This window comes from Victivallis sp. Marseille-Q1083 (assembly GCF_903645315.1).
In the GTDB taxonomy this organism is placed as follows: Bacteria; Verrucomicrobiota; Lentisphaeria; order Victivallales; family Victivallaceae; genus UMGS1518.
The window spans coordinates 3,127,230-3,139,214 of sequence record NZ_CAHJXL010000001.1; the positions used below are offsets into that span (position 1 = coordinate 3,127,230).

Here is an 11,985-nt window from a genome sequence, read left to right on the forward strand (position 1 = left end):
CCTGCGGCTCTTCTGTCGAAGAACCGCAGGGGTTATGTTTACTCTGTCTGGCTGGATTCGTCACTTGCCAGAATGTAATGGATGATGTCGGTGTTGCGGAATCGGACTGCGTGTCCGACCATCTTACGTTTGAAGGGCAACTGTGGTTCCAGTTTTTTGAAGTTGGCGAGGCTAACTCCAAGCATTTGTGCAGCCTCATTCATGTCAACCAGTTTAGGAACAACATTCGGTACAGGTGTGCCCTGGGCAGCAAGGTGCTTGAGCTGGGCAATGATCTCCCGATATTCAGGAAACGGAATCAAGTTGGATTCCGTTAACGGGTGAAGTAGCTTCCCAATCAGGACAACGGTTTGATGACGAATAGGATGTGGCATGTTGCGCCCCTCCTTCTCTGGCGCATACAATCGCAAGCCACTGTAGTTTTTTACTCTGCGGTTTTCTGAGAAAGACTCGCTCCTTCCATATGTCACTTAGACTGATTTAAGTTTTTCATAAACGCCTGTACCATCGCATCCCCAAGCGCATCAGCAAACCGAATCGGCCGATCCAAAGTCAAACTATCGAAAGAGCGCACTCTTGAGAGCGCAGTGTATAATTGCCCCGGTGCGAAACAGCCATCACCAAGGATGACATGAGCCTTCTCCAGCGTCTGCCCCTGCGTTTTGTGGATCGTAGTGGCGTAAGCGGGCATGACGGGGTATTGCCAAAACTTTCCTGTTTCATCTTGAACGATCTGAAGCTTTCCCTCTTCGTTCCGCCAAGTTGTATATTCATAATGCGTCCAGCAGGTTTGTGTAACTTTTACGATGGGACCGCGATCAAGTTTGACAAGAATAACTCGTGCAATCGGATCGTAGCAAAGGACTTCACCCTGATCACCATTTACATATTCATATTGCTGAATATCAGTGCCGTGACTGCGGTTGCCAAGCAACATTATCCGCATTCCGCGTTTGAGCAGGAGTACCTGACTGACCGGAAGTTCGTCATCAGGAAACTCACCCCACTTCTCTCCCATGATCTCCACGCCGCTGTCGGGCAGTTGAGCCAATGCCTGAGCATTGATCTTATTCGCCGTGTCTCTGGAACAGCAAAGACAGATCGGACCGTTTAAACCGTCCGTGGAGCGGTTGGCTGCGATCCGTCCATTGGCATCATGCAAGCGTTCCTGAAGATCGGTGTCCATCTCTCTGACAGAGTTCAGAAAGGCAATAAATTCTGGTTCTGTCTGCCGATGTATCTGAGTCAGTTCAATGTTTTGAAACCGTGCGCTCTGCCATGCGAGCGTATTGAAAGCGTAAATACCATTCAAGTGCTCCTCAAGATATTCCTCAACGGCCTGTTCACGAACGACCGGAGGAAGCTGATAGAAATCTCCCACAACAATGATTTGTTTCCCTCCAAACGGTAACCCTGAGCACCCGGAAGAAGCGCTTTCACGGAGTAGGCAGTCAATAACGTTGAATGTATCACTTCGAACCATTGAGATTTCATCAATCAAAAGAGTTTTTACTGTGCTTAGAAATGGCCTTTTTTCCAGTAGGATGTAAGCCAGATTACCTGGCTGTAACACACCGGATGGTAAACCAAAAGTTCGATGGATTGTTCCAGCTTCTGTCAGATTTCGGGCTGCAAGTCCGGTAGGTGCAACACAAACGAGATTGGCTGGATGGTGACGGATGAACGCATTGATGACTGCGGATTTGCCAGTTCCTGCACGACCGGTCAGAAACACATTTTGTCCAGCCAGCATCGCATCAAGTGCAACTTGTTGTTCGTGATCCAGTTGCATTGTTTCAACCCCTTTCGGTTTCAGGTAACTGCGATGCGTGAAAGCAGTTACAATTAAATGGTGTAGCTTCCTTGGTATTGATCTTGGCAATGTAGGAGCCGAAGCGGATCGCTTCCTCCTGAAGCGCCCGATTGTTTCGCGTGACGATCAAACCATGATTGATCTGCTGGCTGTGATAAACGCTTTGATCTTTGTGGATCAGATACGGTGAAATCGTTGCTTGAGCTCCCGGATTGAATTTACAAATTGCCTTGACCCATAGCCATTTGGCTTCCTTCATCCGGTTAAAATACTGAATACGGTTGGCATCCAGAAACAGTACAAAATGGTAATGTGGATTCTTGGATGTGTGCTGTTCCCGAACCCAAACATACTGAGGCGAAAAACCGTGCATCATCAGCTTGCGTCGGTATTCTTCCATAAAGTATTGGAAGCACTGGTTGCTCTTTTCCGCATCCACTTCGTCCGGATATTTGGCAACCAGCCTTATCATCAGCACCTTGCCGTGGACTGAAAGTTGATACTCCAGCCGATCAATCAACCGATCAAGGATGGCGGTATAAAATCCTTTGCCGGGTCCGTTGTAATCAAGCAGTGGATAATCTCGGTAGTTTGAATCACGTGTAATTGCTAGTTTGCTCATATTCTGCGGCTCCTTTTCTCCGCATAATATTGAGGCGAATCATGCAAGTATATATTCAGTATTAAAACCAACGATACATGAGCCATATTAAGCCAATAATATATTAGCCATCTAAAACTAATGGTATTACAATGATTCTAAAAACTAACAGTGTCTTACCCCGACCCAGAATATCCACGATCACATCCAGACGGCAGAACGGTTGTGGGAGAAGACGCTGAACCTTCATCCGAAGCATGATGACGCAGGACGGACAACCAGCTACGGACTGATTGACGATTGTATGAGGAACCGGCAAGGTCAGCCGCAGGAGAACGGTGTTATGCTCCGCAAGGATGATCCCGAATATGAACGCAAATACGACCAGTGTTTCCGACGTTGCAGCTACCTCGCCAAAGTCAACCAGAAAGATTCCTCCCCCAAGCATCAACGGGAACTATTCTCATCCCGTATTCAACATTAACATTGAAAGGCTATCACCATGACCGAACAAGAACTGAACGTATTCCTCGACCTGGAATGGAACTGTGCAGCTTTTACTCCCGAAGAGCCATCTGTTTCCGCTCCGCTCTCTCCGAAGCAGTGGGCACGCATCATCTCCCGACACCCGGAGCTTCAGGAACTCTGCCCCTTCTCCGAGTTCACCTCGGACGAGTGGCTCACCGTTCTTGAAAAGCAGCCATCGCTTGCATGGCGGTGTATGTACTGGAAAGATTTCACCCCCGCTAAATGGCAGCGTCTGTTACGGCATCAACCGACCTTATTGCATTACTGCGAAATACCGGATCATCCGGCTATACGGGGCGGATTACTGGCAAGTGACAGTTATTTCAGCACAGATATCGATACGCATGATTTCACTCTGGGCGACTGGTTCTGGGTCGTCAAGCATAATCCGGGCATTTGGTATAACTGCCCCTGTCAGGAACAGTTCACGAAACCGATGTGGTGGAGCATCCTTTACAGTTCAGCCGAGTTGCTGACGGAGTGCCCGTGCCTTGACCAGTTCAGCGATGAGGACTGGCGCAGACTCAACATCCTTCCGAAGTTGAAGTCACGGATACGCAATGGCGAGCAGTTCCGGAAGCTGATCGATCTGGTCAGGCATCCGTTTCGCAACCTCAAGTTCGATGACGACCTGCCGCTGTAGTTCCGTAAATGAAGCGATATGATCCCTGTCACAGCAGGGATCTTGATCGTTCTCTCTGGCATCGGGAAGGCATCCTGATCTACGGTACACCGGCTCGTGAACGGTGTAGTAAAAAAGTATTCGCAATCGCTATCCGATGAGCCGGAACACGGTGTTCGCTGGCTCGTTTCAATCAACAACACGAGGATAGGATTATGAAAAGATCCAATGAACTCTCCAACACGCAACCCGCACCACAACCCAAGCAAGCCGCAACCAAGACAATCGAGATCGTACTGGAAATGCCGTCATTCATCACCGACACCACTGCCCGCAAGATGGCCGTTAAACACTTTGTCAACTATGCAGAAAAGAACTATTCCAAAGCAGCGGAACAACTGGAGCCCTTTCTCAACGGAGCGACCTGTTCTGTGAATGAATCGGGGCACCTGAAGATCGAACGGGAGGTGCCAGCCAACTTCCCGCCTCGCAGACTAAGCGTGCTCTGTCACAAGGCCGAAGAGGTCTGGAGCAGCAGTCTGCCCTCCCTGCTTGAAAGCAATGGCATGATCAAATGTGAAATCAAATAACCGGACAGGGGATAACTTACCATGAACAAACGTAAAAGCGACATTGACGGTTCCCGCTTGCAAGAGGATGGTTCCGATACAGCGACTGACCCGATAGCACCTGAGTGCGAAGAAGACGCTTCTGAGCATCAGATTGACTTCGTCATGAAGATGCCAAACTGTGTGGTTGACCCTGAGAGCAGAGAGCAGCTCATCCGGTATTTTCAGCAACAAGCGGGAAGCACTTACTGCTGGAAAGAGATCGGCGACTTTCTGGAGACAGCGGAATGCACTGTTGACGAAGACGGGAATCCGCACTTCACCAATCGGTCTGGTACACTGAAAGACTTGACATTACAGGAAACCATGACCGAGCTTGACTGGGCATGGCGTAACTCTATCTTCGATATCTTCCTGAAATCTGGCATGGTCAACTTCAACGTGAAACCTCAATAACACAAGATCATCAGTTGGAGGCAACGGCTTCCAACTGATGATCGACCGTTTGTTTCTGACAGAGCATGTTTTATGCCCGGTATAGCAGGGATGTTGGATTTACTGACGATGCTGATTTGACCATCTCTGCCCGGTAGTCTACAACCATCGAAATGAGCTGTTCCTGTAAGTCATTTCAGGGCATCCTCCAGCTTGACAACTACCCCGGTTTACACAATCAACATCTGCATGGAGAGCAAATATAAAATAATTATAACATGTTGATTATTAATATATTACAGTCAAACCACACAATCGGGCAAGTATCATATTCTACTCTACGACATCCTCGGTCTGCCAGTCGATGAGCTGGCCTTTCTCCGAATCGAAGTTGACTCCGATCATCGTGATCTTCTTCGAGGACTGAAGATACTTCTTGAAGTAGGCTTTTTCCTTGATCTGCGACAACGCAGTATCGTCATCGTCCAGCTTGAACTCAAACAGATAGATATGATCGTCCGTCTGGACAACCGCATCGATCCGACCGTCGTTCGTGCAGGACTCGGCTTCGACGTTGAATCCGAGCAGCCGGAAGATCGCGTAGAAGACGGACTGGAACGTCGCTTCACTCTTCTTGTGGATCGTGTAAGGCACCCCGGCGAAGAACGATTCGAGAACCTTCCTTGCCTGATTCAGATTGCCCTCCAGGAACGCGGTTGCAAGATCAGCGGAGAAGCTGCTGACCTCTCGCTGTGTTCTGCCTACATAACTGTTCAGCAGATAGGTGCTGAAAGATTCTGCCACTTCCTCATTCGGGAAGTCGAGCCAGAACCAGCGTTTGTTGAAACGAATCTCACTGGATTTGATCGTCAGATACCCCGTCTGCAACAGCAGCGTTACAGGATCGATATTGGGTATCTCGAACGCATCGAACGTCACACCGGGAACCGCTTTCGATACCGCATCCTCAAAGTTGAAGTCGGTCTTCTTGGCAAGCTCCATCAGGAACGAAGGCGTTCCGGTGGCGAACCAGTAATTGTCAAACTTGCCGTCATTCTCAAAGAACTTCGCAATGGACACCGGGTTGTAGACCGTTTCCGAAGTCTCCTCGAAACAGTAGCCGTCATACCACACCTTGAGTTTCCGTTTCAGCTCCTCCACCGAAACTTTCTGATCCTGTGCGGTCGCTTCGATCCGGTCGCTGAAATAATGTTCCAGTTCCGATTGCGTATAACCGAACATCGTCGCATAGTCGGAACGCATGGTGATGTCCGTAAGATTATTCAGATCGGAGAACAGCGATACATGGCAGAACTTCGTCACTCCCGTGATGAATACGAAACGTTCCAAATCCTCGCAGGTCTTGATCGTTGAATAGAACCCTTTCAAAACACCGAGAATCGCATCGGCTTCCGGATTCGTCACATTGTTCAAGATCGGTTTGTCATATTCATCAATAAGAATGACCACCTTTCCACGCTTGCTCAATGCTGAAATCAGGGATTCAAAGCGTGTAGCATAGGACTGACCGCGCAGCGTTACATTATGCTCTGCCGCGACATCGCACAGTCTGTCCTCAATGAAGCTTTCCAAAGCCTGGGGTGTTTTGGCAGAACAGTTGCCCATATCAAAATGAATGACCGGATATGATTTCCAGTCATACTCTTTCTTTGAGATCGCCAAGCCGTCGAACAGCTCCTTGCGTCCCTCAAAGATCGCTTTGAGAGTGGAAACCATCAAGGACTTGCCGAACCGACGGGGACGCGACAGGAAGTAGATGCCCTTATAGGAACGAACGAGCTTCCAGACATATTCAGTCTTATCAACATACAGGTATTTCCCCTGCCGGAGATCGGCAAATGCGTAAACACTGTCTGTGAGTTCCTTCATCGGTCATATCCTCCAATACCTTACTATACAGCAATTCCAATGATTTTCAAGCATGGGTGCGACAAGATTGCTATGAGTTCAGTTCCTCCCTGAAGACAACCGGTCTTCAGGGAGGAATTGCCATCTGTCATGATGAAGCCGAAAACGTCAACTTTTGTCCCTGTGCCAGCAGGGACTTTCGATCTCCAAACCGTCTGTTTTGCGCTTCTCTGCTCTACTGTCTTCGGGGGGCGAATTGAAGGGATGTTAACCTTGCCAACACGAACATTCTTTCAGCAATTATAACGATGTGATTTGACAAAGCCGCGAATGTCCCATATATTACAGACGTTCTTGTAACGCACTAATCTAACAGGAGGTTATGAACTGACCAGAGTATCAATAATCAATTGACAATCAGATAACGTAAACTTTAAGTAGGTTTCACCTAAGGAAACGCCAAAACTCCGTGAATCAAACCTGCGACTTGAGTTTGCGCCCAAGCTTGGGCGCTCTCTGTTCGTATAGGTTTGATAGGCATTGGCGTGCCTCTTAGGTGAATACAGCAGAGGGCGTCTTTTTTATGTCTGTGATTGATTCAGAACCACCCATACTCATTTCAGGCATATTACGAAGCCCTCCGGTCAAAAGTGGTAGATCACACGCAAGGAGGCACGTAATGGATACCCCTGACTTCAAAGAACATTTCAGTTCGCTGCTCACCGAGAGCGAAGAACATCTGTCCACGCTGGATCAGTTCCTGGCGGAACGTCTAGCTCAAGTGGAGATCAACGATCCGCAAACCGTCATCACAGGCATCGACGCGGTTCTCGACTCCATCGACCGCAATCACGAGAACCTGACCGCAAGCAAACAGACCGGAACAAGCCGTACCGCCTGGCTTCAGCAGAACCTGACGGAACAGACCTCCTCCCTGAAAGAGAATCAGGCGGCAACCCTGATCGACACCATTACCGGTTCCATGACCGGAGAGACCTCAGCTACTATAAATGAAAACGGCTCCTTCTCCGGACTGGATGCCGTGGAGAAGGTGCGCAATCTGGATCAGGCGTTGATCGCGACCACCTGTCAGGCGCAAGCCGAGCTTCAGAACGCCGTCCTCAGCGCTCCCGATGACACCATCCGGGAAAGCCGATTGATGCAGCAGGCCATCGAAGGGAAAGACCCGGTCGCCTTCAAACAGATCAGGAAGATCGCAGCGGTCTGCCTGATGACAATGGGATTGGAGAAGCCACTGGATTACGTTTCCGCTTCCATGTTCGCAGACCGAGGCATCTTCTCTGTGTTGACTGACTTCGCGGTCGGTTCCGGTGAGTGCAATGAAACCGATGCTGTGGAACGGTTGATCGACCGTGGTGCGGCTCAACTCAAGACATGGCTTGAAGTGACTGTTCCACGTCTGGTAGATGCCGGTCTTACGGCAATTTCAACCTATGTGGTAGCGCATTGTCCCGCTGCGGCTCCGGTGGTTGCCAAGGTCGCCCCCGTTGTTCGTTCATTGTGTCAAATGGCTGCCATCCCAGCCATTCGCAAAGGTGCGGAGAAGATTCAAGCTGCGGCGAAGTCATGGTGGCAGAAGCTGAAGAACAAGAGCAATAGCGCTTTCGTAAAGATTGTCAATACGGCAACGAATTTTCTGGCCGCTGATTAAGATTGGAGAGATACGGATATGGTACGTTTACCATTGCTGATTAACAAACAGAGGATCAAGACTCTCGAAGAACTGCGGGAGAACTTCAATCTTACAGAGCTGATCGAACGCTATAAAGGAGGTCAGCTACGTGCATGGCTGAACTGCTGGGACTTCAGTTCTGAACTGGAACAACTGGAAGCCATCTCTCCTGATTTACCGGAATTAAAACTGCTGGAAGCCCTGTGTCGTATCTTCGGAGTCGAAGGGGAGGCAAAAGAGCAAGCGCTGACCGCCTTCAAAGAAGAACAGGAGAAGCGGGATGAGGAAGCGAAGCGTCGCAAGGAACAGCTGGAAGCGGAAGAACGAGCCAGGACAAGCATCGCAAAACCTTTAACATTGGACGAAATTGAATTCGACTGGCAGGAAGGTATAACGCTGAATAAAGAAAGCCTGTATGACATAAACGTTGGAGAAGATCGCTTTTTTGCTCTTTCAGATTATAATTACGAACGTATATCAATTTATAGCTATGATGGAATTCATTGGGAGCCCTCCTCAAGTTGTATCAATAGTACCATGAGAACTACCATGTTCTCCAATGGTTTTTTCATTATTACAGGGGATACAAGTTATCAATATAGCAGAGACGCTATCAACTGGAGTAAGGAGATCATTATTGATGATGAACTTGTACATATCCGAAAAATTCTTTGGACAGGCAGTCAATATGTTGCGTTAGGGGAAATAGTCCAGAATTACCATTATACCGAAAGTGGTACTTTCTTATCAAGAACAAAGTCAGCTTATTATAACAAACCCGTTATCTATGTTTCTGATTCAATTACCGGTCCATGGCACAAAGAGTCAATCGGGAATTACTGTCAAGGCGATTTGATTTATGACATTATTATTTTAAATGGAACGTTCTGTTTGGGAGGAGAAGTAGACACACACTATGCAATAAACACAGAGCAACAATCTGATGAAGACAGCATTATTCTTTACACGGGACATTCTTTTATGGAGTTAAAACGCAGTGTAATCACTGGGTTGTTTGGGATGGTGAGTTTCTACCGCCACAAGAATAAGTGCTTCTTTAATACTGACGAAGGGGAATGGGGATATCTTGATGACGTGCGTTATGATTTGATTTCTCGTGATGTATGGTGTAGAACTGTTACAGACTGCTTCATAATTTCATCAAACCAGAAACACATTCATATTTCTGTTGACGGGGTCAACTGGCGAAAGCTGAACGCTCCCTTGCAGAATGGCAAGATGGCTTATCTGGCTGGCAAGTTGCTTATTACGGATGGGAACAAGATCGCTGTCGGAACCTTGAAGATTGCTCATAAGGACAATACGTCAAGCCGTTCGACTCATTCCTCCAATACTTCAATAGAAGATCGTGATTTGCATTACAACGTGGAACTCAATGCCGAAGAGGCGAAAACCGGAACGATCAAGGAAGTTATTGTTACACGCTCAGAGACCTGCTCTTTATGCTCCGGTTCCGGGCGTGAGTCCGGTGCCGGAGAAAGGAGCTGCTCCAACTGCAATGGATACGGCTTGGTGCAAGGAAGCAAATCCATCAAGGTTCGGATTCCGGCTGATGTCAAATCCGGTGCCAAGCTTCGGATTCAGGGACAAGGTAATGCCGGATGTGGAGAAGCGCAACCCGGAAACTTGTATGTGCATATCACCGTTGTAGAGCAAACGAGAGTTTATCAATCCCGATACCAACAACCAGTTGAAGACTCCGATCATACCAAACCGTTGGATAGGATCATTGATTCAATAAATCCGCTTAAGAATCCAACGGTATTGATTTCTCCAACAGCCGGTGTCGTCAAAGCCGTTACTAATATACTCAAGAACAAATGATACTAAGACCGGAGACAACAAACATGCCACGTTTACCACTAATCATCAATGGACTGCGTCTCAAGACTCTCGAAGAACTGCGTGAAAACTTCAACCTTACGGAACTGCTTGAGCGTTTCCGTGGAGGACAATTAAGGAGATGCCTTTACAGTTGGGATTTAAAGGCGGAACAAAGACAGGTAGAGACTCTGTCTCCAGATTTGCCGGAACAGGAACTTCTGGAAACACTGTGTCATATCTTCGGCATCGAAGGTAATACCAAAGAACAGGCGTTAGCCCGTTTTACAGCGGAGAAAGTCCGTAAAGAACAGGAACAGATATTAGAGGCTCAACGTATACAAGAGCAGAAAAGACAGGAGGAAGAACGTCTTCGAGAAGAGGAAGAGCGGAAACAGCAGGAAATTGAAGAGCAGAAACGCTTGGAGCAACAGAGACAATTTGAGCTGACGAAACCATTAAAACTAGAAGAGATTGAATTTACTTGGTGTGAACAGTATGGACTTCCAATCACCAGCTGTATCTGTACTTCTAACCGTCTTCTTTTTATTGCTGAAGATGAGGATGAAGATGGACGCAAACAAAATATCTTGTATGTCAGTGAGGATGGTCTCCAATTAAAAGAATGGGGACCTGTACCGATCAATGATTGCTTTTGCCTCAATGATAAATTCATCATTATTGAAGACGGCGATAATGATGGGGGGGCTTATTATTCTAACGATCTTATCCACTGGAATAAGATTGATGTTGCTTGTCCTAAGGTAAAAAAGATAATTTGGACAGGAAACAGTTATATTCTTTTTGGATATCAATATTTCACAACCGGGTGTTCTCGAAAGTGGAGACCTCTCGGATATGCTCTCTGTCCCAAACCTGTTATATTCACTTCAGAGAAGTTGGAGGGGCCTTGGCATAAAGAAACTTTTTCGAAGGAGAGTGTCGGGTATGGAGAAAGTTTCGGGTATGGAGAATGTGTAGAAGATTTTACTTGGTTTGATAATAAATTTATTTTTACGGGTTTGATACCCCGTATATTTGAAAAAATGGAATCTGAATATTTTGTTTACAGTGGCCGAAAACTAACCAAATTAAATAGGTATTCACTGGGAATAAAATTGGGCTCCGGAGGCTTAAAGGTTGGAATGGGAAAATGTTTTTATTCCTATGGTTATGGTGAGGGTGACACGCGTAACACTTTTATGACTAAGGACGGTATTCACTGGATACCTCAAGGATATCATTTCGACACAAGTGAATATCGTAATTTTTTTGATACAAAACGTTTCATTGTTGCTTACTTTGATTACTATGGAAATAGTTGGCATGGATGGCATATCTCTCTGGATGGAATAAGGTGGAAGGCGCTAAACCCTCCTGAAGGTTATGATGGGGACGGTAGTAAGATAATGGCCTATTGGAATGATATACTTTTTATCAAGAATCGTGAAGGGAAAGTGGCAGCGGGGATACGAAAACATTAGAGCAATTAAGTACGTTGAGTGCGAGATGCGTCATTTGAAACACATCTCGTACTATAGGCACCCCGGAGACTTGTTTACCGTTGCAGAGTAAACGGGGCTTATTCGAGCCGGATACCAACAACCGGAAAGCAACACAACTTTTAACAGCAAAGGTTCAGATATGAACAAATCCATTGAAAACAGTTCTTCATGTAAAATAGATCAAATTGCCCGTAAGTATCTTAAAGATAGCGACAATGATACTATCCGACAGGCATTGGAAGTCGTGATGACAGATCGCAATGTCAGTGTCAGCCACTTGCAGAGACAACTGAGAGTCGGCTACAACCGTGCGGTAGAAGTTATTGAGGTTCTGGAGGAGCGGGGGATCATCGGACCGGGTGACGACGCAAACCAACGGAAAATTTTGATTCTGGATGAGCTCAATACCAAAGCATCCAGTGAAACAAATATGAATTGATAGCCAGAAAGAACTGTAACAAGAATACGAGTGTTCTACTCATATCGTTTTATTTAAGAGCCAAACATT

Annotated in this window: 11 protein-coding genes; 7 read left to right on the forward strand and 4 right to left on the reverse strand. The window is 47.0% G+C overall.

Going from position 1 to position 11,985, the window contains the following annotated elements; translation table 11 throughout:
• Positions 1 to 38: 38 nt before the first annotated feature.
• From HWX74_RS12855 to HWX74_RS12865, 3 genes are all read right to left on the reverse strand, one after another.
• Positions 39 to 374 carry a hypothetical protein gene (locus HWX74_RS12855; protein ID WP_106052560.1) on the reverse strand — a complete coding sequence of 112 codons (336 nt, stop codon included), beginning with the start codon at positions 372 to 374 and terminating at the stop codon, positions 39 to 41.
• A 92-nt stretch (positions 375 to 466) separates the two neighbouring features.
• Complete coding sequence (locus HWX74_RS12860) at positions 467 to 1,792, reverse strand: ATP-dependent RecD-like DNA helicase (protein WP_176013918.1); 1,326 nt, start codon at positions 1,790 to 1,792, stop codon at positions 467 to 469.
• Between the two features lie 4 nt (positions 1,793 to 1,796).
• On the reverse strand, positions 1,797 to 2,435 hold the full coding sequence (locus tag HWX74_RS12865; protein WP_176013919.1) for an inovirus-type Gp2 protein: 639 nt from the start codon (positions 2,433 to 2,435) through the stop codon (positions 1,797 to 1,799).
• Positions 2,436 to 2,916: 481 nt separating this feature from the next.
• Here HWX74_RS12865 and HWX74_RS12870 point away from each other — a divergent pair, with 481 nt between their 5' ends.
• The 3 genes from HWX74_RS12870 to HWX74_RS12880 all read left to right on the forward strand — a co-directional run bounded on the left by HWX74_RS12870 (position 2,917) and on the right by HWX74_RS12880 (position 4,589).
• Positions 2,917 to 3,585, forward strand: a complete 669-nt coding sequence (locus tag HWX74_RS12870) for a hypothetical protein (protein WP_176013920.1) — start codon at positions 2,917 to 2,919, stop codon at positions 3,583 to 3,585.
• A 194-nt stretch (positions 3,586 to 3,779) separates the two neighbouring features.
• On the forward strand, positions 3,780 to 4,154 hold the full coding sequence (locus HWX74_RS12875; protein ID WP_106052555.1) for a hypothetical protein: 375 nt from the start codon (positions 3,780 to 3,782) through the stop codon (positions 4,152 to 4,154).
• Positions 4,155 to 4,175: 21 nt separating this feature from the next.
• Entirely contained in the window at positions 4,176 to 4,589 is a 414-nt protein-coding gene (locus HWX74_RS12880; RefSeq protein ID WP_176013921.1) for a hypothetical protein, read from the forward strand.
• Between the two features lie 312 nt (positions 4,590 to 4,901).
• Here the strand turns inward: HWX74_RS12880 and HWX74_RS12885 are convergent, their stop codons facing one another.
• Positions 4,902 to 6,458 carry an ATP-binding protein gene (locus HWX74_RS12885; RefSeq protein WP_176013922.1) on the reverse strand — a complete coding sequence of 519 codons (1,557 nt, stop codon included), beginning with the start codon at positions 6,456 to 6,458 and terminating at the stop codon, positions 4,902 to 4,904.
• A gap of 658 nt (positions 6,459 to 7,116) precedes the next feature.
• Between HWX74_RS12885 and HWX74_RS12890 the strand changes: the two genes are divergently transcribed.
• The 4 genes from HWX74_RS12890 (at position 7,117) to HWX74_RS12910 (ending at position 11,916) form a co-directional block, all read left to right on the forward strand.
• Complete coding sequence (locus HWX74_RS12890; RefSeq protein ID WP_176013923.1) at positions 7,117 to 8,109, forward strand: hypothetical protein; 993 nt, start codon at positions 7,117 to 7,119, stop codon at positions 8,107 to 8,109.
• A gap of 18 nt (positions 8,110 to 8,127) precedes the next feature.
• Positions 8,128 to 9,975, forward strand: coding sequence for a DnaJ C-terminal domain-containing protein (locus tag HWX74_RS20265; protein ID WP_254872317.1), 1,848 nt, complete (start codon positions 8,128 to 8,130; stop codon positions 9,973 to 9,975).
• Positions 9,976 to 9,998: 23 nt separating this feature from the next.
• Positions 9,999 to 11,456, forward strand: a complete 1,458-nt coding sequence (locus HWX74_RS12905) for a hypothetical protein (protein ID WP_176013926.1) — start codon at positions 9,999 to 10,001, stop codon at positions 11,454 to 11,456.
• A gap of 160 nt (positions 11,457 to 11,616) precedes the next feature.
• Positions 11,617 to 11,916, forward strand: a complete 300-nt coding sequence (locus tag HWX74_RS12910; RefSeq protein WP_176013927.1) for a DNA translocase FtsK — start codon at positions 11,617 to 11,619, stop codon at positions 11,914 to 11,916.
• Positions 11,917 to 11,985: the final 69 nt, after the last annotated feature.

Coding starts and splice junctions, on each gene's coding strand:
- HWX74_RS12880 (WP_176013921.1), top strand. CDS start 4,176: ATGAACAAACGTAAAAGCGACATTGACGGTTCCCGCTTGCAAGAGGAT.
- HWX74_RS12865 (WP_176013919.1), bottom strand. CDS start 2,435: ATGAGCAAACTAGCAATTACACGTGATTCAAACTACCGAGATTATCCA.
- HWX74_RS12875 (WP_106052555.1), top strand. CDS start 3,780: ATGAAAAGATCCAATGAACTCTCCAACACGCAACCCGCACCACAACCC.
- HWX74_RS12905 (WP_176013926.1), top strand. CDS start 9,999: ATGCCACGTTTACCACTAATCATCAATGGACTGCGTCTCAAGACTCTC.
- HWX74_RS12885 (WP_176013922.1), bottom strand. CDS start 6,458: ATGAAGGAACTCACAGACAGTGTTTACGCATTTGCCGATCTCCGGCAG.
- HWX74_RS12910 (WP_176013927.1), top strand. CDS start 11,617: ATGAACAAATCCATTGAAAACAGTTCTTCATGTAAAATAGATCAAATT.
- HWX74_RS20265 (WP_254872317.1), top strand. CDS start 8,128: ATGGTACGTTTACCATTGCTGATTAACAAACAGAGGATCAAGACTCTC.
- HWX74_RS12870 (WP_176013920.1), top strand. CDS start 2,917: ATGACCGAACAAGAACTGAACGTATTCCTCGACCTGGAATGGAACTGT.
- HWX74_RS12890 (WP_176013923.1), top strand. CDS start 7,117: ATGGATACCCCTGACTTCAAAGAACATTTCAGTTCGCTGCTCACCGAG.
- HWX74_RS12855 (WP_106052560.1), bottom strand. CDS start 374: ATGCCACATCCTATTCGTCATCAAACCGTTGTCCTGATTGGGAAGCTA.
- HWX74_RS12860 (WP_176013918.1), bottom strand. CDS start 1,792: ATGCAACTGGATCACGAACAACAAGTTGCACTTGATGCGATGCTGGCT.